At 67.7% G+C, this 24,571-nt stretch carries 29 protein-coding genes; 20 read left to right on the top strand and 9 right to left on the bottom strand.

The annotated features are described in order from the left end of the window. The first annotated feature begins 103 nt into the window (after nt 1–103). The 4 genes from U5N23_RS28975 to U5N23_RS28960 all read left to right on the top strand — a co-directional run bounded on the left by U5N23_RS28975 (nt 104) and on the right by U5N23_RS28960 (nt 3,093). Nucleotides 104–742 (top strand): LysE family transporter, encoded by a 639-nt coding sequence (locus tag U5N23_RS28975; protein WP_322596156.1) that lies wholly within the window; start codon nt 104–106, stop codon nt 740–742. A 108-nt stretch (nt 743–850) separates the two neighbouring features. Then, on the top strand, nt 851–1,468 hold the full coding sequence (locus tag U5N23_RS28970) for a ParA family protein (RefSeq protein ID WP_322596155.1): 618 nt from the start codon (nt 851–853) through the stop codon (nt 1,466–1,468). Between the two features lie 51 nt (nt 1,469–1,519). Continuing rightward, the gene (locus U5N23_RS28965; RefSeq protein WP_322596154.1) at nt 1,520–1,984 is read left to right on the top strand and encodes a MaoC family dehydratase; all 465 of its coding nucleotides are present in this window, start codon (nt 1,520–1,522) and stop codon (nt 1,982–1,984) included. A 167-nt stretch (nt 1,985–2,151) separates the two neighbouring features. Continuing rightward, a complete protein-coding gene (locus U5N23_RS28960) occupies nt 2,152–3,093 on the top strand; it encodes a LysR family transcriptional regulator (protein ID WP_322596153.1) in 942 nt (313 codons plus the stop codon). Here U5N23_RS28960 and U5N23_RS28955 read toward each other — a convergent pair. Then, nucleotides 3,081–3,599, bottom strand: a complete 519-nt coding sequence (locus U5N23_RS28955; RefSeq protein ID WP_322596152.1) for a tRNA (cytidine(34)-2'-O)-methyltransferase — start codon at nt 3,597–3,599, stop codon at nt 3,081–3,083. The genes U5N23_RS28960 and U5N23_RS28955 overlap by 13 nt on opposite strands. A 52-nt stretch (nt 3,600–3,651) precedes the next feature. Continuing rightward, nucleotides 3,652–4,455, bottom strand: a complete 804-nt coding sequence (locus tag U5N23_RS28950; RefSeq protein WP_322596151.1) for a phosphoribosyltransferase family protein — start codon at nt 4,453–4,455, stop codon at nt 3,652–3,654. A 59-nt stretch (nt 4,456–4,514) separates the two neighbouring features. Here U5N23_RS28950 and U5N23_RS28945 point away from each other — a divergent pair, with 59 nt between their 5' ends. The 8 genes from U5N23_RS28945 to U5N23_RS28910 all read left to right on the top strand — a co-directional run bounded on the left by U5N23_RS28945 (nt 4,515) and on the right by U5N23_RS28910 (nt 10,906). Then, complete coding sequence (locus tag U5N23_RS28945) at nt 4,515–5,423, top strand: biotin synthase (RefSeq protein WP_322596150.1); 909 nt, start codon at nt 4,515–4,517, stop codon at nt 5,421–5,423. Nucleotides 5,424–5,512: 89 nt separating this feature from the next. Continuing rightward, the gene (locus U5N23_RS28940) at nt 5,513–6,049 is read left to right on the top strand and encodes a DUF2244 domain-containing protein (protein WP_322596149.1); all 537 of its coding nucleotides are present in this window, start codon (nt 5,513–5,515) and stop codon (nt 6,047–6,049) included. Between the two features lie 60 nt (nt 6,050–6,109). Then, nucleotides 6,110–7,279: a cytochrome c oxidase subunit II gene (gene coxB / locus U5N23_RS28935; RefSeq protein ID WP_322596148.1), complete on the top strand. Its 1,170-nt coding sequence runs from the start codon at nt 6,110–6,112 to the stop codon at nt 7,277–7,279. Between the two features lie 30 nt (nt 7,280–7,309). Then, complete coding sequence (gene ctaD / locus U5N23_RS28930; RefSeq protein WP_322596147.1) at nt 7,310–8,941, top strand: cytochrome c oxidase subunit I; 1,632 nt, start codon at nt 7,310–7,312, stop codon at nt 8,939–8,941. A 6-nt stretch (nt 8,942–8,947) separates the two neighbouring features. After that, the gene (locus U5N23_RS28925) at nt 8,948–9,067 is read left to right on the top strand and encodes a cytochrome oxidase small assembly protein (protein ID WP_322596146.1); all 120 of its coding nucleotides are present in this window, start codon (nt 8,948–8,950) and stop codon (nt 9,065–9,067) included. 24 nt (nt 9,068–9,091) lie between these two features. Further along, entirely contained in the window at nt 9,092–9,724 is a 633-nt protein-coding gene (locus U5N23_RS28920) for a cytochrome c oxidase assembly protein (protein ID WP_322596145.1), read from the top strand. Further along, nucleotides 9,721–9,960, top strand: a complete 240-nt coding sequence (locus U5N23_RS28915; RefSeq protein WP_322596144.1) for a DUF2970 domain-containing protein — start codon at nt 9,721–9,723, stop codon at nt 9,958–9,960. The genes U5N23_RS28920 and U5N23_RS28915 overlap by 4 nt, the downstream gene beginning before the upstream one ends. 64 nt (nt 9,961–10,024) lie before the next feature. Next, complete coding sequence (locus tag U5N23_RS28910) at nt 10,025–10,906, top strand: cytochrome c oxidase subunit 3 (RefSeq protein ID WP_322596143.1); 882 nt, start codon at nt 10,025–10,027, stop codon at nt 10,904–10,906. A 62-nt stretch (nt 10,907–10,968) separates the two neighbouring features. Here U5N23_RS28910 and U5N23_RS28905 read toward each other — a convergent pair whose 3' ends face one another. Further along, nucleotides 10,969–11,202: a twin transmembrane helix small protein gene (locus U5N23_RS28905; protein ID WP_179683598.1), complete on the bottom strand. Its 234-nt coding sequence runs from the start codon at nt 11,200–11,202 to the stop codon at nt 10,969–10,971. Nucleotides 11,203–11,217: 15 nt separating this feature from the next. Here U5N23_RS28905 and U5N23_RS28900 point away from each other — a divergent pair, with 15 nt between their 5' ends. The 5 genes from U5N23_RS28900 to U5N23_RS28880 are packed head-to-tail and all read left to right on the top strand — an operon-like array spanning nt 11,218 to nt 15,397. Further along, the gene (locus tag U5N23_RS28900) at nt 11,218–11,985 is read left to right on the top strand and encodes an SURF1 family protein (RefSeq protein WP_322596142.1); all 768 of its coding nucleotides are present in this window, start codon (nt 11,218–11,220) and stop codon (nt 11,983–11,985) included. Beyond that, nucleotides 11,927–12,682: a hypothetical protein gene (locus tag U5N23_RS28895; protein WP_322596141.1), complete on the top strand. Its 756-nt coding sequence runs from the start codon at nt 11,927–11,929 to the stop codon at nt 12,680–12,682. Before U5N23_RS28900 ends, U5N23_RS28895 begins: the two co-directional genes overlap by 59 nt. After that, complete coding sequence (locus U5N23_RS28890) at nt 12,679–13,869, top strand: COX15/CtaA family protein (RefSeq protein WP_322596140.1); 1,191 nt, start codon at nt 12,679–12,681, stop codon at nt 13,867–13,869. Before U5N23_RS28895 ends, U5N23_RS28890 begins: the two co-directional genes overlap by 4 nt. Beyond that, nucleotides 13,866–14,768 (top strand): heme o synthase, encoded by a 903-nt coding sequence (gene cyoE, locus U5N23_RS28885; RefSeq protein WP_322596139.1) that lies wholly within the window; start codon nt 13,866–13,868, stop codon nt 14,766–14,768. The genes U5N23_RS28890 and cyoE overlap by 4 nt, the downstream gene beginning before the upstream one ends. A gap of 11 nt (nt 14,769–14,779) precedes the next feature. Beyond that, the gene (locus U5N23_RS28880) at nt 14,780–15,397 is read left to right on the top strand and encodes an SCO family protein (protein WP_322596138.1); all 618 of its coding nucleotides are present in this window, start codon (nt 14,780–14,782) and stop codon (nt 15,395–15,397) included. 64 nt (nt 15,398–15,461) lie between these two features. On the opposite strand, the gene U5N23_RS28875 is transcribed toward U5N23_RS28880, so the two are convergent. From U5N23_RS28875 to U5N23_RS28860, 4 genes are all read right to left on the bottom strand, one after another. Then, a complete protein-coding gene (locus tag U5N23_RS28875; RefSeq protein ID WP_322596137.1) occupies nt 15,462–16,526 on the bottom strand; it encodes a tripartite tricarboxylate transporter substrate binding protein in 1,065 nt (354 codons plus the stop codon). A gap of 130 nt (nt 16,527–16,656) precedes the next feature. Further along, nucleotides 16,657–17,598 (bottom strand): RNA polymerase sigma factor RpoH, encoded by a 942-nt coding sequence (gene rpoH, locus U5N23_RS28870; RefSeq protein WP_322596136.1) that lies wholly within the window; start codon nt 17,596–17,598, stop codon nt 16,657–16,659. 396 nt (nt 17,599–17,994) lie between these two features. After that, the gene (locus U5N23_RS28865; RefSeq protein ID WP_322596135.1) at nt 17,995–18,924 is read right to left on the bottom strand and encodes a hypothetical protein; all 930 of its coding nucleotides are present in this window, start codon (nt 18,922–18,924) and stop codon (nt 17,995–17,997) included. A gap of 132 nt (nt 18,925–19,056) precedes the next feature. Then, nucleotides 19,057–19,941, bottom strand: a complete 885-nt coding sequence (locus tag U5N23_RS28860; protein WP_322596134.1) for a LysR family transcriptional regulator — start codon at nt 19,939–19,941, stop codon at nt 19,057–19,059. Nucleotides 19,942–20,103: 162 nt separating this feature from the next. On the opposite strand from U5N23_RS28860, the gene U5N23_RS28855 reads away from it, so the two are divergent. Together U5N23_RS28855 and U5N23_RS28850 are read left to right on the top strand one after the other, a co-directional pair. Further along, nucleotides 20,104–20,610: a universal stress protein gene (locus U5N23_RS28855; RefSeq protein ID WP_322596133.1), complete on the top strand. Its 507-nt coding sequence runs from the start codon at nt 20,104–20,106 to the stop codon at nt 20,608–20,610. A 78-nt stretch (nt 20,611–20,688) separates the two neighbouring features. After that, nucleotides 20,689–21,669, top strand: coding sequence for a TerC family protein (locus U5N23_RS28850; protein WP_322596132.1), 981 nt, complete (start codon nt 20,689–20,691; stop codon nt 21,667–21,669). A gap of 173 nt (nt 21,670–21,842) precedes the next feature. Here U5N23_RS28850 and U5N23_RS28845 read toward each other — a convergent pair whose 3' ends face one another. Further along, the gene (locus U5N23_RS28845; RefSeq protein ID WP_322596131.1) at nt 21,843–22,808 is read right to left on the bottom strand and encodes a GlxA family transcriptional regulator; all 966 of its coding nucleotides are present in this window, start codon (nt 22,806–22,808) and stop codon (nt 21,843–21,845) included. A gap of 98 nt (nt 22,809–22,906) precedes the next feature. On the opposite strand from U5N23_RS28845, the gene U5N23_RS28840 reads away from it, so the two are divergent. Further along, nucleotides 22,907–23,545, top strand: coding sequence for a cysteine hydrolase family protein (locus tag U5N23_RS28840; protein WP_322596130.1), 639 nt, complete (start codon nt 22,907–22,909; stop codon nt 23,543–23,545). Nucleotides 23,546–23,716: 171 nt separating this feature from the next. Here the strand turns inward: U5N23_RS28840 and U5N23_RS28835 are convergent. Continuing rightward, nucleotides 23,717–24,571, bottom strand: an 855-nt coding sequence (locus tag U5N23_RS28835; RefSeq protein WP_322596129.1) for a TIGR01777 family oxidoreductase, incomplete at its 5' end; no start/stop codon positions are given.

Raw genomic sequence — 24,571 nt, 5'->3', positions numbered from 1 at the left:
GTGCTGCGCTCTGTTTTTGGTAGCGCGATAGGCCCGCATGCCGTACAGGTCGACCATGGTTGATAAGATACGCGCCCTTGCTTTCTTGTGTGGTGCTTGCTCCATGGATTTCCAGACCTGGTTGGCTTTTTTCGCGGCCTCGTGCCTGATCGCGGTGTCCCCCGGTTCGGGCGCCGTGCTGTCCATGAGCCATGGCCTGTCGTTCGGTGTGCGCAAGACGGGCGCCACCATCCTGGGCCTGCAGCTCGGGCTGCTGCTGATTCTGCTGGTGGCGGGGGCGGGCGTGGGCTCGCTGCTGCTGGCGTCGGAGCTGGCCTTCAGCGTGGTCAAGGTGCTGGGCGCCTGCTACCTGATCTATGTGGGCTTTTGCCAGTGGCGTGCGGGCGAGGCCTCGCCGCTGCGGGGTGACGAGGAGGTGCCCGCCGGCACCTGGCAAAAGCGCTGCCTCACGGGCTTTTTGACCAATGCCACCAACCCCAAGGGCATCATCTTCATGGTGGCCGTGCTGCCGCAGTTCATGACCGACACGCGTCCGCTGTGGACGCAGCTCTTGGTGATGGCCGCCACCACGGTGGCCGTGGACGTGACCGTGATGCACGGCTACGCCGCCGGCGCCAGCGCCATGCGCCGCCTGATGCGCAGCGCCCGCGCCCTGCGCATGCAGAATCGGGTGTTCGGTGGGCTGCTGATGGCGGTGGGTGCGGGCCTGTTCTTCGTCAAGCGCGGCGGCTCCCATGCATGACTGGATTGCGCAATGCTATCAATTGGGTAGCATCGCGCAAAGCCGCACCCCGGTGCGCACTTCTTTCCAGCCGATTTCATTGCCAGACCCAACGCAAGGAGTTTCGTGATGCCAGTGATCGTCGTTGCCAACCCGAAGGGGGGCGTGGGCAAGTCCACGCTGTCGACCAATGTGGCGGGCTACTTTGCCAGCCAGGGCCACCCCGTGCTGTTGGGCGACACCGACCGCCAGCAATCCGCGCGCCTGTGGCTGGGCCTGCGCCCGCCAGCCGCGCGTCCCATCGCGGTGTGGGACGCGAGCTCCGACGTGATCAGCAAGCCGCCCAAGGGCACGACGCATGCGGTGCTCGACACCCCGGCCGGCCTGCACGGCTGGCGGCTGACCGACGTGCTCAAGGTGGCCGACAAGATCATCGTGCCGCTGCAGCCCAGCGTGTTCGACATCTTCGCCACGCGCGAATTCCTGGACCAGCTGGCCGAGCACAAGCGCGCGGGCGGCGTGCAGGTGGGCATCGTGGGCATGCGCGTCGATGCGCGCACGCGCGCGGCCGACCAGTTGCACCAGTTCGTGGACAACCTCGGCTTTCCGGTGCTGGGCTACCTGCGCGACACGCAGAACTACATCCACCTGGCGGCGCACGGGCTCACGCTGTTCGACGTGGCGCCGGGCCGCGTGGCGCGCGACCTGGAGCAGTGGCAGGGCATCTGCACCTGGCTGGACGCATGAGCTGTCGCCCGGCCGACATGGGGCATCGTGGCGCAGCGCTACATTGGTGCCATGAAAATCTTCCGCTCCTACTCCGAAGTCAGCGCCTGCGTGGGCCAGGAGGTCGCGGTGACCGACTGGATCACCATCACGCAGGAACAGGTCAACCTGTTCGCCGAGGCCACGGGCGACCACCAGTGGATCCATGTGGACCCCGAGCGTGCCAAGGCCGGCCCCTTCGGCGCGCCGATTGCGCATGGGTTTCTCACGCTGTCGCTGATTCCGCGCTTCTTCGAGTCGGGCATTGCCATCGAGGGCGCGCGCATGGGCGTGAACTATGGCCTGAACAAGGTGCGCTTTACCTCGCCGGTGCCGGTGGGCAGCCGCGTGCGGGCACGCCTGACACTGCAAGCTGCCGAGCCGCTGGCGCCCGATGGCATGCAGATGACCTGGCTGGTGACCGTGGAACGCGAGGGCAGCGACAAGCCCGTGTGCGTGGCCGAGTCTTTGGCGCGCAACTACGGCGCAAGACCTTAACACCCCCTGAGTCGCTTCGCGCCTTCCCCCTTGCAGGGGGACGCCGCCAGCGCGGCGGGGCGGCCCTTGCGCGGCGGCTGCTGGCCTGCGTCTGGCCAGTTTCGTGCGCCGTGTGTGGCTGCGCGCGGGGTTCCGGGTCGGTTTGCACAGAGTGGAAGGACTGACCCATGGACCGCCTGCAAGCCATGAAAGTCTTCGACCGCGTGGTCGACGAGGGCGGCTTTGCCGCCGCCGCGCGCGCGCTCGACATGTCGCCCCCCGTGGTCACCCGCATGGTGGCCGAGCTGGAGCAGCACCTGGGCACGCGCTTGCTGCAGCGCACCACGCGCAAGGTGGCGCTCACCGATGCCGGCGAGGTCTACCTGCAGCGGGTGCGCAGCATCCTCAATGAGATCGACGATGCCGAGGCCGAGGCCGTGGCCAGCACGCGCGATTTGCGCGGCACCATCCGCATCGTGGCGCCGCCGGTGCTCACCACCAATTTCCTCGCGCCGCTGGCGGCGCTGTGGCATGCGCGCTACCCCAAGCTGATGCTGGACATCAGCGTGGATGCGCTGGCCCTGCGCCGCATCGACGAGTTCGACGTGACCATCATGGTGGCGGGCGAGGACTTCGATGCCAACATCGTGGCCCGCGCGCTCATGCACGGCGAGGCCATCGTCGTGGCGTCGCCCGAATACCTGGCGCGCAAGGGCGTGCCCCAGGTGCCCATGGACCTGCTGCAGCACGAGTACCTGCGCGACACGGGTGCGCCCGCGCGCTCCGACATGGGCGGCGGGCGCAAGCTGCGCCTGTACCCGGCCACGGGCGATGCGCCGCCGCAGGAGGTGGATGCACCGCCGGTGCTGCAGTCGGACAGCAATGGCGTGCTGCTGCGCGCGGCCATCGATGGTGCGGGCGTGGCGGTGACCGCGCGCCTGCTGATCGAGGAGCAACTGGCGAGCGGTGAGCTGGTGCATGTGCTGCCCGAGTGGATCGTGTCACGCTACACGGTGTATGCGGCGCTGCCCTCGGGCCGCATGCTGCCGGCGCGCACCAAGGTGTTTCTGGATTTCATGTCCGAGCAGGGCCCCCAGGCCATTGCGGACCAAAGGTATCACCCCGGCTGAAGCTGCGCCAGTTCGCTGGGAGAGGGGGCGGCTGCAGCGCCAGCGGCGCCAAAGCTGTTCTGGCGCCAGGCCTCGAACACCGACACCGCCACCGCGTTCGACAGGTTCAGGCTGCGCTGCCCCTCGATCATCGGCAGGCGCAGGCGTTGCGCAGGCGGAAAGGTCTCGCGCAGCTCGGGCGGCAGACCGCGCGTCTCGGCGCCGAACACCAGCCAGTCGCCGGGCAGAAAACAGTTGTCGAACAGGTCCTGCGAGCCATGCGTGGTCATCGCGAACATGCGCGCGGGGTCGGGCTGCGCGTCGCGCAGGAAGGCCGTCCAGCCCGCATGGCGCAGCACGGCGGTGTACTCGTGGTAGTCCAGGCCGGCGCGGCGCATCAGCCGGTCTTCCATGGAAAAACCCAGCGGCTCGATGAGGTGCAGCGTGCAGCCTGTGTTGGCCGCCAGCCGGATCACATTGCCGGTGTTGGGCGGAATCTCGGGCTCGACCAGGACGATATGGAACATGGGCGGTATTTTGCTGCGAACCATGCCCTTTGCGGCCGGGTTTTGTAACAAATCATGGGTGGCTTGCGGCGGTGCCGCCGTGCGGTTCCGTGCGGGCCAACACCACAGCGCAGATGGATGCCACGCCCGCCTCGCGCAAGGCCGTGGCGGCGGCATGCAGGGTGGCGCCGGTGGTCATCACATCGTCGACCAGCACGATGTGCCGGCCCCGCAGGCCCGCGGCCTGCGCGGGCTCCACGGCAAAGGCGCCGCGCAGGTTGCGCAGCCGCTCGGCACGCGTCAACTGCGCCTGGTGTGCCTGGCCTGCATGGGCGTCGCCCGCGTGCAGCCGCAGCAGCACGGCAGGGCGTGCCTTGGTGGGCGCCAACTGCCGCGCCAGCAGCAGGGCCTGGTTGAAGCCGCGCTCGCGCAGCCGCTCGGCCGACAGCGGTATGGGCAGCACCAGGTCGGCCCCATCGAGCGCGGGTGCGAGCCCCGGGGTGCGGTACATCAGCGCGGCCAGTGTGGCGGCCCAGCCGGGGTCGCCGCGGAACTTGAAATCGGCCAGCAGGCCGGCCCAGGGGTAGGCATAGTCCACGGCGGCCAGGCTGCGCTCGACAAGCGGCGGAGCGCGCAGACAGGCGCCGCACACCGGCACCCCATCGGGCACCCTGATGGCGCAGCGGTTGCAGCGCGCCACGGCCTGGGCAAAGCGGGCTGCGCAGGCCGGGCAGATGCGCGTGGACGGCCAGGCATGGCACACCGCACACTGGCTGGGCAGGTTGCCGGCCAGCGCAAACCGGTTGGGCAGGGCGCCGGCCAGCGCCCTGAGCCTGCGGCCGATGCCCGAAAGCCCTGTGTGCGCCTTGAACTGCATGAGTCAATATACTCGTTGGGCCCCCGGTTTTGCGTGGGGGTCCCCCCGGTTCCTACGACATGCCCACAGAGCGCCCCCCCACCATCGACCCCCTTGCCGCGGCCCGCTGGCATGCTGCCGCGCCTGCCGCCGCCCCCTGGCTCCATGAAGAGGTGGCCCGCCGCATGGAGGACCGCCTGCAGTGGATACGCCAGGCCCCCGCGTCCTGGTGCCACTGGGACCCCGTGCGCGGCGGCCTGCAGGGCCATGCGCTGGTGAGCGCACGCTACTCCAAGGCCGCCTGCCAGGTGGCCGAGACCGCCGCGCACTGCGTGCCGCTGGCCGAGCAGGCCCTGGCGCGGCCCTGGTGGAGCCCGGCGCGCTGGAGCGGGCCGGCGCCGCAGTTCGGCCTGCCGGCCGATGCCAGCGTGCAGATGCTCTGGGCCAACATGGCGCTGCACATGGCGGCCGACCCGCAGGCCCTCATCGGCCAGTGGCACCGCGCGCTGGCGACCGACGGCTACCTGATGTTCTCGTGCCTGGGGCCCGACACCGCGCGCGAGCTGCACCGCGTGTACGCCGCCATGGGCTGGCCGCCGGCCGGCCATGCCTTCACCGACATGCACGACTGGGGCGACATGCTGGTGCATGCCGGCTTTGCCGAGCCGGTGATGGACATGGAGCGCATCACGCTCACCTTCGCCACGCCCGAGCGCCTGCTGCAGGAGCTGCGCGAGCTCGGCTGCAACCTGCACCCTGGCCGCTTCGGCGCCTTGCGCGGGCGCGGCTGGCGTGAGCGCCTGCACGCGGCGCTGGTGCAGCACCTGGCCGACCCGGCCCAGGACGGGCAACTGGCCCTCACTTTCGAGATCATCTACGGCCACGCCTTCAAGCCCGCGCCGCGCCTGAAAATGAGCGCCAGCAGCGCCGTTTCGCTGCAGGACATGCGGGCCATGCTGGCCACCGGTACCGGTAGAAGTACCGGGTAGCGGCCTGTCAATGACATGGAACAAGGCACGCTACAATTCAGGGTTATTGGGATTTCGGGCATCTTCCCGCGCAACGTGGCGGGCTGCGCATGCTGCGCCAGTGTCTTTGCTGGTGTGGTCTGCAGCCGGCAGTCTTGTGGGCACCTCCGGTGACAGGCTTGGTTTTTCGTTTTGCCACTGTCTCGGGTCAGCGCATCGATTGGCGCCTGGCCCGCAACTGCTCGGTCACCCCCGCGCAGATGGGCTGGATGTACCTGTCGCTGTGTTCGGTTTCACTGGGCATCGCCACGTTCTTCTGGATGCTCGGAGCCCGTCTGGTCATGCCCTTCGCATGGCTGGAGATGGCAGTTGTAGGTTTGGCATTCGCCATGTACGGACGTCATGCGGCCGATGGCGAGAGGATTTCACTGCAGGGCTCGCGCCTGGTGGTGGAGTTGGAGACAGCAGGCAAGCTCGAGCGCGCCGAATTCGACCGGAGCTGGGTTCGCGTAGAGCCCAAGACCGGCGACCGGTCGCTGATCACCTTGTCTGCACAGGGCCGATCGGTGGAAGTGGGGCGCTATGTGCGCCCCGAGCTTCGGCCGGCCCTGGCATCGGAGATCCGCATGGCCTTGCGCGCAGCCTGACCCCACGCAGGCGCGCCAGCAGGGATTGGTTAATTTGAGGCTTAGAAGTAAGTGAGAACTATGAAGAGCATTTCCAATAAGCTGGCTTCTCTGCTGCTGATTGCCGGTACATGGGTAGGTGGCATGGCCCATGCCGTTCAAGACCTGCCTGGCGGTCCTGCAGTCAACCAGCTCAATCTGCATCCTCCGGTCACCAAGATCGCAGAGGAGCAGCATTTCCTGCATTGGATGATGCTCATCATCTGCACGGTGATCTTCGTGGCCGTGTTCTCCGTGATGTTCTATTCCATCTGGAAGCATCGCCAGTCCAAGGGCGCCAAGGCCGCCAATTTCCATGAGTCCGTGACCGTCGAAGTGGTCTGGACCATCGTGCCCTTCATCATCGTGATCCTCATGGCCCTGCCCGCCACCAAGGTGCTGGTGGCGCAGAAGGACACGACCAACGCCGACCTCACCATCAAGACCACGGGCTACCAGTGGAAGTGGGGCTACGACTACATCACCGGCGAGGGCGAGGGCCTGGCCTTCATCTCCACGCTGGACAGCAGCCACCGCGTGATGTCCGACAGCGGCAAGGTCGCCGATGCGCCCGCCGACTACCTGCTCAAGGTGGACAACCCGATGGTCGTGCCGGTCAACAAGAAGATCCGCATCATCACCACCGCCAACGACGTGATCCACGCCTTCATGGTGCCGGCCTTCGGCATCAAGCAGGACGCGATCCCCGGCTTCGTGCGCGACACCTGGTTCCGTGCCGAGAAGATCGGCGACTTCTACGGCCAGTGCGCCGAGCTGTGCGGCAAGGAACACGCCTACATGCCCATCCACGTGAAGGTGGTCTCCGCCGAGGACTACACCGCCTGGGTGGCCGAGCAGCGCAAGAAGGCTGCCGCCAAGCTCGACGACCCGACCAAGGTCTGGACGCTGGAAGACATCACCAAGCGCGGCGAGAAGGTCTATGCCGCCAACTGCGCCGCCTGCCACCAGGCCAACGGCAAGGGCGCCGGCCCGATCAAGCCGCTGGACGGCTCGGCCGTGGTGCTCGATGCCGACCATGCCAAGCAGCTGCAGATCCTGCTCAAGGGTGCGGCCAACGGCGCCATGCCAGCGTGGGCGCAGCTGAGCGACACGGACCTCGCGGCCGTGGCCAGCTACACCAAGAACGCCTGGTCCAACAAGACCGGCCAGCTGGTGCAGCCAGCCGAAGTCGTCGCCCAGCGTGGCAAGTAATCACCGCCCCAACGTATTGAGGAATTCACAATGAGCGCAGTTCTCGACAACCACGGGCACGGTGGCGACCACGCACACGACGACCACGGCCACCATGGCCCCACCGGCTGGCGCCGCTGGGTGTACGCCACCAACCACAAGGACATCGGTACCCTGTACCTGCTGTTCGCCTTCACCATGCTCATGGTCGGCGGCGTGCTGGCCCTCCTGATCCGCGCCGAGCTGTTCCAGCCCGGCCTGCAACTGGTGAACCCCGAGCTGTTCAACCAGCTCACCACCATGCACGGCCTGATCATGGTGTTCGGCGCCATCATGCCGGCCTTCGTGGGCTTTGCGAACTGGATGATCCCGCTGCAGATCGGCGCCTCCGACATGGCCTTCGCACGCATGAACAACTTCAGCTTCTGGCTGATGATTCCTGCCGCGGCCATGCTGGTGGGCTCGTTCTTCATGCCCGGCGGCGCCCCTGCGGCCGGCTGGACGCTGTACGCCCCGCTGACGCTGCAGATGGGCCCCTCGATGGACGCCGGCATCTTCGCCATGCACATCCTGGGCGCATCGTCCATCATGGGCTCGATCAACATCATCGTGACCATCCTGAACATGCGCGCCCCCGGCATGACGCTGATGAAGATGCCCATGTTCGCCTGGACCTGGCTCATCACCGCCTACCTGCTGATCGCCGTGATGCCCGTGCTGGCCGGCGCCATCACCATGACGCTGACGGACCGCCACTTCGGCACCAGCTTCTTCAACCCCGCCGGCGGCGGCGACCCGGTGATGTACCAGCACATCTTCTGGTTCTTCGGCCACCCCGAGGTGTACATCATGATCTTGCCGGCCTTCGGCATCGTCAGCCAGATCGTGCCCGCCTTCGCGCGCAAGAAGCTGTTCGGCTACGCCTCCATGGTGTATGCCACCTCGTCCATCGCCATCCTGTCGTTCATCGTGTGGGCGCACCACATGTTCACGACCGGCATGCCCGTGACCGGCCAGCTGTTCTTCATGTACGCCACCATGCTGATCTCGGTGCCCACGGCCGTGAAGATCTTCAACTGGATCGCCACCATGTGGCGCGGCTCCATGACCTTCGAGACCCCCATGCTGTTCGCCGTGGGCTTCATCTTCGTGTTCACCATGGGTGGCTTCACCGGCCTGATCCTGGCCATGGCCCCGATCGACATCCAGCTGCAGGACACCTACTACGTGGTGGCCCACTTCCACTACGTGCTGGTGGCCGGCTCGCTGTTCTCTATGTTCGCAGGCGTCTACTACTGGCTGCCCAAGTGGACGGGCGTGATGTACTCCGAGACGCGCGGCCAGATCCACTTCTGGGGCTCGCTGATCACCTTCAACATCACCTTCTTCCCGATGCACTTCCTGGGTCTGGCCGGCATGCCCCGCCGCTATGCCGACTACCCCATGCAGTTCGCCGACTTCAATGCCATCGCCTCGGTGGGCGCCTTCGGCTTCGGCCTGATGCAGGTGTACTTCTTCCTGGCCGTGGTGCTGCCCGCCATGATGGGCAAGGGCGAGAAAGCCCCCGCCAAGCCATGGGACGGCGCCGAGGGCCTGGAATGGGAAGTGCCATCGCCCGCACCGTTCCACACCTTCGAGACCCCACCCAAGCTGGATGCCACGGCAACCCGCGTGATCGGCTGAAGCACCATGCCCGCGACCCCCGAACAGAAGAAGAGCAACCTGCGTCTGGGCTTGATCCTGGCGTCGATCGCTGCCGCCTTCTTCATCGGGTTCATGGTCAAGATGGTCCTCCTGTCCTCCCGCTGAAGACGAAGGCCCTGGACCCACGCCATGAACCTGCGCCGCGAAAACGCCAAGATGGTCGGCAAGCTGGTCGTGATCGCGGCCGGCATGTTCGCCTTCGGCTACCTGCTGATCCCGATCTACAAGCACATCTGCGAGATGACGGGCATCAACATCCTGTCGCTGTCCGAGCGCCAGGTGCCCGGCAACGGCGTGGCCGGCAAGGACGTGAAGGTGCCCGCCAACACGCAGGTGGACAAGAGCCGCACCATCACCGTCGAGTTCGACGCGAATGCGCGCGGCCCCTGGGACTTCAAGCCCGCCCAGCGTTCGGTGCAGGTGCACCCCGGCGAGCTGACGACGGTGATGTACGAGTTCCAGAACGTGCAGAACCGCCGCATGGCCGCCCAGGCCATCCCCAGCTACGCACCGCGCCAGGCGGCCGCGCACTTCAACAAGCTCGAGTGCTTCTGCTTCAACCAGTACATTCTGGAGCCCGGCGAGAAGAAGCAATGGCCCGTGGCCTTCGTGATCGACCCGCGCCTGTCCAAGGACGTCACGACGATCACGCTGTCCTACACCTTCTTCGAGGTGGGCGGCAAGACGCCCGCGGCACCCGAGTCCACGGCAGCCGCGCCCGCGCTGCAGCACCCCGCCGCCGTGCAGGGAGCCGGATCATGAGCGACAAGCCCCTGCCGCACCCCGCTCCCGTGGCGCCATCGTCGCCCGTGCAGCGCAAGGGCTCGCTGCTGCGCACCATCCGCGCCGTGGCCTGGTCGTTCATCGGCCTGCGCAAGGGCAGCGAGTACGCGCAGGACGTCGAGAAGCTCAACCCGGTGCACATCATCGTGGTCGGGCTGGTCGCGGTGTTCCTGCTGGTGATCGGGCTGATCGCCCTGGTGAATTTCATTGTGTGACGGCGGCATACCGAGCGCCCCCACGAGTACCGATAACAAAAGATTTTGAGATTCAGGAGCTGAAATGAGTGCATCAAGCCACGGAACGACACCGTACTACTACGTGCCCGCCGAGTCGCGCCACCCGGCGATGGCGGCTGCCGGCCTGTTCTTCGTGATCCTGGGCGCAGGCCAGTGGATCAATGGCCACGACTGGGGCAAGTACTCCCTGGCGCTGGGCATGGTCTGGTGGCTGTTCGTGCTCTACCAGTGGTTCGGCGACGCCATCCGCGAAAGCGAAGGCGGCCTGTACGGCCACAAGATCGACCTGTCGTACCGCTGGAGCATGAGCTGGTTCATCTTCTCGGAGGTGATGTTCTTCGGCGCCTTCTTCTCGGCCCTGTGGTGGGCACGCGCGCACTCGGTGCCGGCCCTGGGCAGCCTGGACAACGCGCTGCTGTGGCCCGACTTCAAGGCCGTGTGGCCCAGCATCGCTGCTGGCGCCACGGCCTCGCCTGCCGGCATCGTCGAGCCCTTCCAGACCGTGGGCCCCTTCTGGCTGCCCACCATCAACACCGCGCTGCTGCTGACCTCGGGCGTCACGCTGACCATCGCCCACCACGCGCTGCGCGAAAACCACCGTGGCAAGACCATCGCCTTCATGTGGGCCACCGTGCTGCTGGGCTTCGTGTTCCTGTGCGTGCAGGGCTACGAGTACTACCACCTGTACACCGACCTGAACCTCAAGCTCAGCTCGGGCGTGTTCGGCTCCACCTTCTTCATGCTCACCGGTTTCCACGGCTTCCACGTGTTCCTGGGCATGCTGATGCTGCTGTTCATCACCCTGCGCCTGCAAAAGGGCCATTTCACCCCCGACAAGCACTTCGGCTTCGAAGGCGCCGCCTGGTACTGGCACTTCGTGGACGTGGTCTGGCTCGGCCTGTACGTGCTGGTCTACTGGATGTAAGGTCCGGCCCCCACGAAAAAAGCGCCGCGAGGCGCTTTTTTTGTTCAAGCCATGGCGGGCTCTCAGCGTGTGCTGGCAGGCAGGCCGGTGGGCTGGATGTAGCCCAGTTGCCAGGCGACGAGAATGCACAGGAACAGCGCGATGGACAGCCCCACCCGGATGGCCAGCGCCCACGCCATGCGGTGGCCCTTGGCCTTGTCGGCGCCGGCATCCTTGCCGCCGCGCATCATGAAGAACAGGGCCGAGGCCAGGCTGGCCAGGATGGCGATGAAGGCCAGCACAACGAGGTATTTCATGGAGCACATTATCCTGTGACCAACACGCGACGCGCCCTGGGCCCGCTTTTCTGGCTGATCCTGATCGCGGCCCTGGCCGGCATGCTGGCCACGGCCTCGCTCGGGCGCTGGCAGCTCGCGCGCGCCGCCGAGAAGCTTGCGCTGCAGGCACGCATCGACGAGCGCATGCGCCAGCCGGCCATCGACGGCCGCGCGCTGCTGGCCCCGGCCACGCCCGATGCGCAGCAGGCGCTGGTGCACCGCTCCGTCGCGCTGCAGGGTCGGTGGCTGCCCCAGCACACGGTGTACCTGGACAACCGGCAGATGCAGGGCCGGCCCGGCTTCTTCGTGCTCACGCCCCTGCAACTGGCCGATTCCGCGGCGGTGGTGCTGGTGCAGCGCGGCTGGGCGCCGCGCAATTTCCAGGACCGCATGCAGCTGCCGCCGGTGCAGACGGCCGAGGGCACGGTGCAGGTCACGGGCCGCGTGGCGCTGCCGCCCTCGCGCTTGTACGAGTTCGAGGGCGGCGATAGTGCCAAGGGGTCTTCCCGCATCCGGCAAAATCTCGACCTGGCTGCCTTCGGGGCAGAGACGGGCCTGGCGCTGGCGCCCCTCACGGTCCTGCAGACCGGGGATGCCGGTGAGGGGCTGTCGCGCGACTGGCCCGCCATCGGCGCGGGCGTCGACAAACACTACGGTTACGCATTTCAATGGTTCGGGCTCTGCGGCCTGATTGCACTTCTCTATGTCTGGTTCCAAATCGTCCGACGCTTCATTCGCCCACGCCGCCAGCCAGGCACCTGAGCAGCACCGCAGCAACGGCGGGGCCCACCCGCTGGGGCTCACCGTGCACAGCCTGCCCGAGGCGGGTGATGCCGTCGCCAGCAGCCAGCGCACGCGCCATGGCCGGCTCAAGATGTTCGGCGTGCTGCTGATCTGCGCCGCCCCGGTGATCGCCTCGTACTTCACCTACTACGTGATCCGGCCCGAGGGCCGCCGCGTCTACGGCGAGCTCATCAACCCCCAGCGCCCCATGCCCGAGCTGGTGGGTACCGCGCTGGACGGCAAGCCGGCATCCCTGGCCTCACTCAAGGGCCAGTGGCTGCTGGTGAGCGTGGCCGGCGGCGACTGCAACGAGCCCTGCCAGAAGCACCTGTACCTGCAGCGCCAGCTGCGCGAAACCCTGGGCCGCGAGAAGGACCGCGTGGAGTGGGTCTGGCTCGTCAACGACGCCGCCCTGCCGCCGCCGCTGCTGGCCCCGGCCCTGCAGCAGGCCACCGTGCTGCGCCTGCCCCCCGAGGGCGTGGCCGCCTGGCTGGCCCCGGCCCAGGGCCAGGCGTTGCCGGACCACCTGTACGTGGTCGACCCCATGGGCAACTGGATGATGCGCTTTCCGGCCGCCATGGACAGCAGTGGCGCGGCCAAAGCCAAGCGCGACCTCGACCGCCTGCTGCGCGCTTCGTCCTCGTGGGACGAGGCCGGCCGGCCCGCCAAGCCATGAGCGACGCCCAGCCCCTGTACGATCTGGCGCCGCTGGCCCGGCTGATGCTGCTGGGCGTGCTGATCGCGCTCGGCCCGCTGGTCTGGGTGTGGCTGCGCAACCGCAACAGCACGCCCCTGCGCCGGCTGCAGGCGCTCACCGTGCTCACGCTGTTCCTCACCTTCGACCTGGTGCTGTTCGGCGCCTTCACGCGGCTCACCGACTCGGGCCTGGGCTGCCCCGACTGGCCGGGCTGCTATGGCAGCGCCAGCCCCGTGGGCGCGCGCGCCGAGATCGCGGCCGCGCAGGACGCCATGCCCACGGGCCCGGTCACCCACGGCAAGGCCTGGGTGGAGATGGTGCACCGCTACCTGGCCACGGGCGTGGGCGTGCTCATCATCGTGATCACCGTGTCCTCCTGGGTGCAGCGCCGCCAGGCAAGGCGCCAGGGCGTTGCCGAGCCACCCATCAGCCCCTGGTGGCCCACCTTCACGCTGTTCTGGGTGTGCCTGCAGGGCGCGTTCGGGGCGCTCACGGTCACCATGAAGCTGTTTCCGGCCATCGTCACGCTGCACCTCATCGGCGGCCTGGTGCTGCTGGCCCTGCTGTGCGTGCAGGCCGTGCGACAAGCCCACTGGGCGCAGGGCAAGGTGGCCGAGCGCATTGCCCCCGCGCTGCGCCAGGGCCTGCTGTGGACCACTGTGCTCGTGGCCGTGCAGATCGTGCTGGGCGGCTGGGTGAGCACCAACTACGCCGTGCTGGCATGCACCAGCTTCCCCACCTGCCAGGGCAGCTGGTGGCCGGCCATGGACTTTGCCCAGGGCTTCCAGGTCTGGCGCCAACTGGGCCTGCTGCAGGATGGCAGCCACATCAGCTTTGCCGGCCTGACGGCCATCCACTACGTGCACCGGCTGATGGCCTACCTGGTGCTGGCCGCGCTGCTGGCGCTGGTCTGGCGCCTGCGCAAGGCTGCCGTGCTGCCGGTGCAGGCGCGCTGGCTGCTGGCGCTGGCGCTGGCACAGTTGGCCACCGGCCTGTCCAACGTGGTGCTCGGCTGGCCGCTGCTGGCCGCCGTGCTGCACACCGGCGGCGCTGCCGCCATGGTGGTGGTGCTGACCTGGGCGCTGGCAGCCAGCCGCGCGGCCACCGCACCGCAAGAAGACGAAAACCCAGCGCCTTCGCGCGCATCGAGAAGAGTGTCCGCATGAGTGTCGCCCCCGCCGCCGTTGTCTCGCCGCCATCGCGTGTGGCGCAGTTCTATGCCCTGACCAAGCCGCGCGTGGTGCAGCTCATCGTGTTCTGCGCGCTCATCGGCATGGTCCTGGCCGTGCCCGGCCTGCCCACCGGCGCGCAGTTCGGGCGCATGGCCATCGCCTGCCTGGGCGTGTGGCTGGTGGCCGGTGCCGCCGCCGCCTTCAACTGCATCGTGGAGCAGGGCATCGACGCCAAGATGAAGCGCACCGCCTGGCGCCCCACTGCCAAGGGCGAGCTGTCCAATACGCAGACCCTGCTGTTCTCGGCCGTGCTGTGCGCCGCCGGCTCGGCCCTGCTGTACTTCGCCGTCAACCCGCTGACCATGTGGCTCACCTTCGCCACCTTCGTCGGCTATGCGGTCGTCTACACCGTGATCCTGAAGCCCCTGACACCGCAGAACATCGTGATCGGCGGCGCCTCGGGCGCCATGCCGCCGGTGCTGGGCTGGTCGTCCATGACCGGCGATGTGGGCCCCGAGGCGCTCATCCTGTTTCTCATCATCTTTTTGTGGACGCCGCCGCACTTCTGGGCGCTGGCGCTGTACCGCGTGGAGGACTACCGCAAGTCCGGCCTGCCCATGCTGCCCGTGACGCACGGCAACGAATTCACGCGGCTGCAGGTGTTTCTCTACACGCTGATCCTGTTCGCCGGCTGTCTCATGCCCTTCGTCTACGGCATGAGCTCGTGGATCTACCTGATCGCCGCCGTGCTGCTCTCCGCGGGCTTCTGCGGCTACGGCTTTGCGCTGTGGCGCAAGTACTCCGACGAGCTGGCGCGCAAGACCTTCCGCTTTTCCCTCATCCACCTGAGCGTGCTGTTCGCTGCACTGCTGGTGGACCACTACGTGCTCTGAAGCCCCACACCATGCAGAAACGAAACGCCTTGAAAGCCATCGCCCTGGGCAGCGCAGCACTTGCCGGCGGCGCGTTGCTCACCGCCTGCTTCGACAAGAAGGGGCAGGCACTGCAGTTCCGCGGCGTGGACGTGACCGGCGCCGACTACGCCCGCGACCTGCCGCTGACCGACCACAACGGCCAGGCGCGCAGCATGAAGGACTTTGCCGGCAAGGTGGTGGTGGTGTTCTTCGGCTTCACCCAGTGCCCCGACGTCTGCCCCACCGCCATGGCCGAGCTGGCCGAGGTGAAGAAGGCCCTGGGCAAGGACGGTGATCGGCTGCAGGGCCTGTTCGTCACCGTCGACCCCGAGCGTGACACCCCCGAGGTGCTCAAGGCCTACATGGCCAACTTCGACCCGAGCTTCCTCGCGCTGCGCGGCACCCCCGAGCAACTGGCTGCCGTGGCCAAGGACTTCAAGATCTACTACAAGAAGGTCGAAGGCAAGACCCCCACCAGCTACACCATGGACCACTCGGCCGGCAGCTACGTCTATGACCCGGCCGGCCGCCTGCGCATCTACAACCGCTATGGCAGCGGGGCGCAGGCGCTGACCGAGGACGTGCGCGCGTTGCTGAGCGCCGCCTGAGCACACCCGCAAAAAAGCCCTCCGTCGCCTTGGCAGGCGGGGAGGGCTTCGGGGGCGGGTGGACTTATTCGGCCTTGATGCCGCGCATCGCGATCACCCCACCCAGCAGGTTGGTGTCCGCCTTGATGCGGTTGGCCAGGCCTTCGGGCGAGGTGCCCACCACCTGCCAGCCCTGCTGGAACAGCTTGCTGCGCACCTCGGGGCTGCGCGCGATCTCGCTGACCAGGGCCGCCACCTTGGCCTGGATGGGCTTGGGCATGGTGGCGGGTGCGGCAAAGGCGTTCCAGATCTCCAGGTTGAAGTTGGTGATGCCGGCCTCTGCCAGGCTGGGCACGTCGGGCACCAGCGGGCTGCGGCCCGAGGAGGTGACGCCGATGGCGCGCAGCTTGCCAGCCTTGACCTGGGCCTGGGCCAGGGCCGGGGGCATCAGGGCCATCTGCAGCTGGCCGCCGAGCATGGCCGTGGCCACCTGGGGGTAGCCGGGGTAGGGCACGTGCACGGGGTTGATGTTGCTGCGCGACTTGAGCAGCTCGGTGCCGATGTGGCCCACCGTGCCCACGCCCGGGGTGCCGTAGCTCCACTTGTCGCCGCCGTTGCGTGCGGCCACGAAGAATTCGCGCGCATCGGCCGTCGCCGGCACGCCCGGCTGGCTCACGGGCGCCGTCAGCACCAGGGGCGAGGTGCCGATCAGGCTCAGCGGCGCCAGGTCCTTGAGGGGGTCGTAGGGCACGGCGGGGTTGAGCATCTTGGCGATGGTCATGTTGCCGTTGATCATCAGGCCGATGGTGTGGTCGTCACGCGCCTTGGCCACGGCGTCGGCGCCGATGTTGCCGCCCGCACCCACCTTGTTCTCCACGATCACCGGCTGGCCCAGCGCCTTGGACAGGGGCTCGGCAATGGTGCGCGCCGTGAGGTCGGGCGAGGAGCCGGCCGGAAAACCGACGATGATGCGCACCGGCTTGGTCGGCCAGGCCAGAGGGGCTGCCGCTGCGGCAGGCGCTGCGCCCGCGGGTTTGGCGGCCGGCGCTTTCTGCGGGGTCTGTTGGGCGATGGCCCAGGGCGAGGACAGGGCTGCGAGCGCGAGGGCCAGGGTGGCACGGCGGGGAACAACAGGGCGTGACAAGAGCATCTCCTTGAAAGTTATCTGCACCGGCTGCAACGCCAAAGCAAAAGGGCCCCGACGGGGCCCTTTTGGTGGAGGAGCTTCAGCCGCGAAGCAGCGATGTTAACGCGGCCCCTGTGCCAAAGCGTGGCGCTGCTCAGGCGTATTCCGCCAGCGCCTTCTTCATTTTCTTCATGGCGGCAACCTCGATCTGGCGGATGCGCTCGGCGCTCACGCCGTACACGGCCGCCAGCTCGTGCAGCGTCATGCCGCCCGAACCATCGTCGTTCACCTTGAGCCAGCGCTCTTCCACGATGCGGCGGCTGCGCTCGTCCAGGTCGGACAGTGCGGCGGCAATGCCATCGGTGGCCAGGTAGTCGCGCTGGCGCGACTCAATCATGGCCGTGGGTTCGTGCGCGGCGTCGGCCAGGTAGGCAATCGGGCCGAAAGCCTGCTCGCCGTCATCCGAGGGCGCCGGGTCGAGCAGCACGTCGCCACCCGACATGCGGGTTTCCATCTCGATGACTTCCTCGCGCTTGACGTTCAGCTGCTGCGCGACCGAATCGATCTCGCTGTCCGACAGCGTCTCGCGGTGCGTGGCGGCATCGGCGGCGGCCGCGTCGGCCTTGAAACCCTGCTTCATGGACCGCAGATTGAAGAACAGCTTGCGCTGGGCCTTGGTGGTCGCCACCTTGACCATGCGCCAGTTCTTGAGGATGTACTCGTGGATCTCGGCCTTGATCCAGTGCATGGCGTAGCTCACCAGGCGCACGCCCTGGTCGGGGTCGAAGCGCTTGACGGCCTTCATCAGGCCCACATTGCCTTCCTGGATCAGGTCGCCGTGCGGCAGGCCATAGCCCAGGTACTGGCGCGAAATGGAAACCACCAGGCGCAGGTGCGACATCACCAGCCGGCCGGCGGCGTCCAGGTCGTTGTTGTCCTTGAGCGCGCGTGCATAGGTCTGCTCTTCCTCGTGGGTGAGCAGGGGCAGGCAGTTGACGGCCGAAATATAGGCGTCCAGGTTGCCAAGCGGGGGCACCAGCGCCCACGGGTTGGCAGGCGCCAAAGTCGTCGCAGCGGTTCCAGATTGAATGTTCATTCCGGGAATCCTTTCCTCTAAGGCATGATATTAGCACTCTCTTGGAGTGAGTGCTAAGGCCGAAGTTCCCATGCCGGGCCTGGGTGTTTGCAGGGGGCGATTTCCGGGGGATTGCGCCTGCCGGGTTGCGTACCCGCAGCCCCGCCTGTCTGGAAACCAGTCTATGGGGCTTGCTTTGGGTCGGATGTAGGAGTCCTGCCCAAGGGCATGTCGTGGATTGCGACACCCGCCGCTTTACGGGGTGGTGAGGGTGCCCTGGACCTGGGGCCGCCATGGGCCCTGGCGATGGTGGAGGCACCGGACCGACAATCGCACTCGTGTTGTGAGTCCTCACTTCGATTGAGCGCAGCCCCGTGGGCATGGCCTAGCGCCGCCGGTGTACGGCGGCCTCCGGGGTCACTGGTTCTTCAAGCTGAGCACGGTGCCCTCGGCATCCACCGTGGCGACGGCGGTGTTGGTGACGACGGCATTGAAGGCGTTGGTGCCACGGTATTTCGTGAACACGGTCATTCCCCCATCCGTCACCTTGTAGCGGGTTTCGACATGCTCGTAGCTCTTGGGGTTGCGCATGGCCGCCTTGACTGCCGTCTCCACGTTGCGGTGCGCGCCGTTCCACGGGCTGAACTGGGCCTCGTACTTGGCCTTCACGGCGGCGGAGCGCGCCACCTCTTCCTGGAACTTCTTCTCGGCTGCCTGCTGCGTCTCTATCGTCTCGAGCTTGCCCTGGTAGAGCAGGCGGCTGCCGGGCTCTTCCTTGATCAGCGTGCGGTAGATCTGCACCAGCCGGTCGTTGGAGAGGGTGTTCGCATTCTCCAGCTCCAGCTTCATCACCTGCACCTCGGCGCGCGACTGCAGGCGCCCCAGGTCGGGGTCGCGCGTCACCCCCATGAACTTGGTGATGGTGGCGTGGGCTTCGCGCGCCTGGCCTGCCGCGAGCTGGCGTTCCACCTCGGCGATGATCTTCGACTTGTTGGCGGCGTACTCGGCCTCGCGCTCCTTCTTCACCGCTGCAATGCGCGCAGAGGCCTCCTGCTGCTTCGTGGCCTCGTCCTGCAGCCGCTTTTCCTCGGTAGCGCTGCCGAAGCTGCTCATCTGCAGGAACATCAGCACCAGCACGATGCCCACGCTCCAGCCGGGGGAAGGGAAGAGGGGGGTGCGCGCCAGGATCCGTTGGCGGATCGGTGGCAGCAGCAAGACGAGCATGGGGATGAGCAGCAGCCCTGCGGCATAGCCGCCGGATGCGCCCACGCCCCCCAGGGTGCTCAGGCTCGCGAGAATGGCCATGGCATACAGCCCGGCCGCTACCAGAATCGGCTTTGACAGCATCGGAAACAGTCCTCCCTGAATCATTTTGTTGCGCGCGATCATAGTGTGCTATCCCGCAAACAGGTGATACCGATACAACCGATGGATTGGCGCCATGGCAAGGCGCAAACCGCCCCTGAGCAGGGCGGTCCGTTAACGGCTGGTCGGCAGCAACCGCTCCACCAGCGGGTGCAGCACCTTCCTGTGCGCTGCCATCGCAAAGAAGTGCTCCTCCACGCCCTCGCAGGCGCCCACCCGCCGCACGCCGTAGTGCGCCGTCAGGTCGTCGTCCACCAGGCCGGCCATCGGGAACACGCCCATGCCCGCGGCGCCGAAGGTCTTGAGCAGTGCACTGTCCTCGAATTCCCCGGTCAGGTTCGGCCGGATGGCCATGCGGTCAAACCACTGGTCGAGCCGGGTGCGCACGGCGGCATGGGGGGTGGGCAGCAGCACGGGCACCTGGGCCAGGGACTGCGGAAAGCCGCGCCGGGCCGCGGCATACAGCGCGGGCGGCGCATACCAGGCAAGGGCCGAGGAGGTGAGCGGGTGGCTGTAGACCTTGAGGCTGGGGTTGGGCGGCGCGGGGCGGTCGGCCAGCACCACGTCGAGCCGGTGCAGCGCCAGGTCGCCGAGCAGGTCCTCGAACTCGTCCACCAGGCACAGCAGCTTGAGGTGCGGCGCCTGCATCACCGGCTGCATCAGGCTGCGCACCGCGAGCTTGGGCAACTGATCGGAGATGCCCACCACCAGGCGCACCGTGGGGGCGCCCGCCGCGTCGCGCACGGCGGCCGGCAACTGCTCGCCGAGCTGGAAGATCTGCTCGGCCTGGCGCATGGCGGCCAGGCCCGCGTCGGTGAGCGCCACCCCGCGCCCCGCGGGCTTGAGCAGGGCGTAGCCGAGTGCGCGTTCGAGCTCGCGCACCTGCGTGCTCACGGTCTGCACGGCCATGCCCAGGCGTTCGGCGGCGCGCGCAACGCCCCCTTCCTTGGCGACGACCCAGAAGTAGTAGAGGTGCCGGTAGCTGAATTCGGGGCCCATGCACTGTCCGGTTTTTCAGAACTGTCGCTTCCCAATTCTCTGCTTTCACAAAGCTGCCGCAAGGCTATCGTGGGGCCAGGCACGCAGACTGCGGGGCGGCCCCTAGGCCGCACGGTGGCGCTGGGGCGGGCCATCACACCGACCAATCGGAAGGAGACAGCCATGTTGAGAGTCCTTGTTCCATCGGATGGTTCCGCCAACTCGCTGCATGGCCTGCGCCATGTGATCGGCGAGTTTGAGAAGAACCGGGATCTGGCGATCCATGTCCTCAACGTGCAGCCGCCGTTCTCCCAGCATGTCTGCGATTTCAGCAGCAAGAGCGACCGCACGGAGTTCCACCAGGAGCAGGCCGAGCGGGCGCTGGCGCCGGTGCGCCAGGCGCTGGACGGCGCCGGCATCCCCTACACCGTGCACATCGAGGTCGGCGACAAGGCCGACTGCATCGTGGAGGCTGCGCGCCGACTCGGCTGCGACTGCATCGTCATGAGCACGGCGCGCAAGAGCTCGCTGGTGCGCATGGTCGAGAACTCGATCACCAACCAGGTGATCGAGCGCACCAGCGTGCCCGTGGAGGTGATCGCCGGCGAGCCCGCGTCGAAGCTGGAGCGCTTCGGCATCCCGGCGGGCGTGGGCGCGGGCATCCTCGTGCTGTGGATGGCCGCCAGCTGAGGCAGCAGCGCTGCCGGCCTGGCATGCACCCGCATCCAGACCGGCGAGGCACCCCCGCACCCCCTGCGAGACCTGGCGATGAACAGCGGCAGCGTCGGCATCGAATCCCTGGCCACCGGCCCGATGTGGGCCGGCTTCATCGCCTTCGTGCTGGCCATGCTGGCCCTGGACCTGTTCGTGCTCGGCGGCAACAAGGCCCACCGCGTGTCCTCCCGGGAGGCGGCAGGCTGGGCCTCCGCCTGGGTGGCCCTGGCCAGCAGCTTCGGCGCGCTGCTGTGGTGGTACCTGGACGGCGTGGCCGGTCGCGAGGTCGCCAACCGCAAGGCGCTGGAGTTCTTCACCGGCTACCTGATCGAGCAGGCCCTGTCGGTGGACAACATGTTCGTGTTCGTGATGATCTTCGGCTACTTCGCCGTGCCGCCAGAGCTGCAGCGCCGCGTGCTGCTGTACGGCGTGCTGGGCGCGATCGCCATGCGCGCAGCCATGGTCCTGGGGGGCGTGTGGCTGGTGTCGGAGTTCACCTGGGTGCTCTACGTCTTCGGCCTGTTCCTCGTGGTCACCGGCATCAAGATGCTGGTGCTGGCCGAGCACAGGCCCGACCTGGACAACAACGCCTTGCTGCGCTGGCTGCGCGGCCACATGCGCATCACGCCGGGGTTTCACGGCCAGGCCTTCTTCGTGCGCATCGGCGGGGTGCGCCATGCCACGCCGATGTTCCTGGTGCTGGTGATGATCGAGGCCAGCGACCTGGTCTTCGCGGTGGACAGCATCCCGGCCATCTTCGCCGTGACCACCGATCCGTTCATCGTCTTCACCTCCAACATCTTCGCCGTGATGGGCCTCAGAGCCCTGTACTTCCTGCTGGCCGACATGGCCGAGCGCTTTCACCTGCTCAAGTACGGGCTGGCGCTGGTGCTGGTCTGCATCGGCGGCAAGATGCTGGCCACGCCCTGGTTCCACATGCCCACGCACTGGTCGCTGGCGATCATGGGTGCCATCATCCTGGTGTCCGTGGTCCTGAGCCTCAAGCTCCCCAGGCGCTCGCATAGCGCATGGTGAAGCGTGCGGCCTCAGAGGCTGGGAGTTTTTGGCCGTATCCGAATGGCGCGTCAAAACGCACTGGATCTAGGCGCAAAGCACAGCCATAGCTCGGGCTATGGCGAGCATTTGCTTTCGACGATCCGGGGTGTTTTGGCGTGCAAGGCGGGCATGGACGAAAGACTCTCAGCCTCTCAGGTCGTGCGGAACTGCCTGCGGTAGGCCAGCGGCGAAACCCTGAGCGCCGCTGCGAAATGCTGGCGCAGCGAGGCCGGGGTGCCGAAGCCCGCCTGGTCGGCCACCGCGTCGATGGATTCCTCGGTGGTCTCCAGCAGGCGCTGGGCCAGTGCCAGGCGCTGGTGCATCAGCCACTGGCCCACGGTGGTGCCCATGGCCTCGCGGAAGTTGCGCGTGAAGCTCCGGCGGCTCATGAGGGCGCGCTGGGCCAGGGCATCCAGGTCGTGCGGCTGCTGCAGGTTCTGCAGCATCCAGTCGACCACGGGGCCCAGGCGGTCGCGCTCGGGCGCGGCGCGCACGGGGGTCTCGATGTACTGCGCCTGGCCGCCCTGGCGGTGCGGGGCCACGACCATGCGGCGGGCTGCGCGGTTGGCCGCGTCCGCACCGTGGCGCACGCGCAGCAGGTGCAGGCAGCAGTCGATGCCGGCGGCCGTGCCGGCGGATGTGAGCACATCGCCGTGGTCCACGTACAGCACCTCGGGCTGCAGCACCACGTGGGGGTAGCGCTCGGCAAAGCGCCCGGCCAGGTACCAGTGGGTCGTGGCCGTGCGGCCTTCGAGCAAACCCGCCTCGGCCAGCACGAAGGCCCCCAGGCACAGGCCGACGATGGTGGCGCCGCGGCGGTGCGCGCGGCGCAGCGCGTCCAGCAGCTCCGGCGGTGCCGCGCGCGTGTCGTCGAACCACGAGGGCACGACGATGATCTGCGCCCGGCGCAGTATCTCGAGCCCGTGCGCGACGTGGATCGCAAAGCCCGCGTTGGTGCGCAGTGCGCCGGGCGTTGCGGCGCAGACCGAGAGCGCGAAGCGGTGGCTGCGGTCCTCGTCGCGGTCCTCGCCGAAGACCAGGCAGGGCACCGACAGGTGGAAGGGGCTGATGCCGTCGAAGGCGAGCACGGCGACAGTTTCGGGCTGGGGGGCGATCATGGCCCGATTCTATCGATGATTGGCGTTCGGGCCGCTATCGGCAAAGCGCGCCGCTGCCTAAGATCCACTCCATCGCAACCCCAATGGAAACACCGACCATGTCCACCGCACCCCGCCGCGCCCTGATCGTCATCGATGTCCAGAACGAGTACTTCGAAGGTGGCCTGCTGCCCATCGAGTACCCGCCCGTGGCGCAAAGCCTGCCCAACGTCCTGCGCGCCATGGATGCCGCGCATGCCGCCGGGATCAAGGTGGTGGTGGTGCAGCACCACGCCCCCAAGGGCGCGCCGGTGTTCCAGGCCGATGCGCACAACGGCCAACTGCACCCCGAGGTGGCGTGCCGCCACCGCGACCACCTGGTCACCAAGGCCACGCCCAGCGCATTCACGGGCACCGACCTGGCGCAATGGATCGCCGATAACGGCATCGATACGCTCAGTGTCACCGGCTACATGACGCACAACTGCGATGCGTCCACCGTCTTCGAGGCCATGCACCGCGGGCTGGCGGTGGAGTTCCTGTCCGACGCCACGGGCGCACTGCCTTACGAGAACGCGGCCGGCTACGCCAGCGCCGAGGAGATCCACCGGGTCTTCAGCGTCGTCTTCCAGAGCAATTTCGCAGCGGTGGCCAGCACCGAGGGCTGGGTGGCGGCCGTGCGCGATGGCCAGGCCCTGGCCAAGGACAACGTGGTGGTGTCGAACCAGCGCGGCCGCGCCCGCGCAGCCCGCGCCTGAGAGGCTGAGAATCTTTCGTCCACGCCCGCCTTGCACGCCAAAACACCCCGGCTCGTCGAAAGCAAATGCTCGCCATAGCCCGAGCTATGGCTGTGCTTTGCGCCTAGATCCGAGGCGTTGTGGCGCGCACTTCGGACGCGGCCAAAAAATTCCCAACCTCTGAGTTCGCCTTCAAACGGCCAGGTCGCGCAGCGCCCCGGCCAGGGTCGGGTGCTCGTAGCGGTAGCCAGCCTGCAGCGCGGCCCGGGGCACCAGGTTCTGCCCGTCCAGCAGCAGCGTGGCCATTTCGCCCATGAGCCAGCGCAGCGGCGCGCCGGGCATGCGCAGGTAGACCCTGCGGCCGAAGGACTGCGCGAGGGCGCGGCTGAAGCCCTCCTGCGATGGGGTGTCCGGCGCCACGGCGTTGACGGCACCCTGCAGCGCCGGGTGCGTGAGGGCAAAGCGGATCAGACCCAGCGCATCGGCGAGGTGGATCCACGGGGCCGGTTGCCGGCCGGAGCCGAGCACGGAGCCCATGCCCAACCGGGCCGCCAGGGCCAGCATGGGGTAGGCCCCATCGCCCCGGCCCAGCACCACGCCCAGGCGCAGCCGTACCACGCGCACCCCCAGGGCCTCGGCGCGCCGGGCCTCGTGCTCGATGGCTACGCAAAGTTCGGACTGGAATTCTCCGGGCCGCGGCGGCCCATCTTCGGCCAGCGCTGGTCCTGCCAGGTTGTTGGCCGCACCGTAGTAACCCACCGCCGATGCGCTGACCAGCACCTCGGGCACCTGGTGCAGCCGCTGCATCAGTTGCACCAGGGCCGCCCCCACCTGCACGCGGCTGTCCAGCAACACACGCCGCCGCGCCGCCGACCAGGGCCGGCCCACGACCCGCGCGCCTGCAAGGTGGACCACGGCATGGATGCGCGTCTCGCTGGGGATCTGGTCCAGATGCTCCACCACCCACACGCCTTGGCCGAGCAGGGCTTGCGCCTGCCGCGCATCGCGCGACAGGGCGATGACGCGCCGGCCATCGGCCTGCAACTG

The organism is Acidovorax sp., assembly GCF_034519795.1.
Lineage (GTDB): Bacteria > Pseudomonadota > Gammaproteobacteria > Burkholderiales > Burkholderiaceae_C > Acidovorax.
Note: the sequence above shows the minus strand (reverse complement) of the source record. Positions and strands in the feature narration are given on the sequence as shown.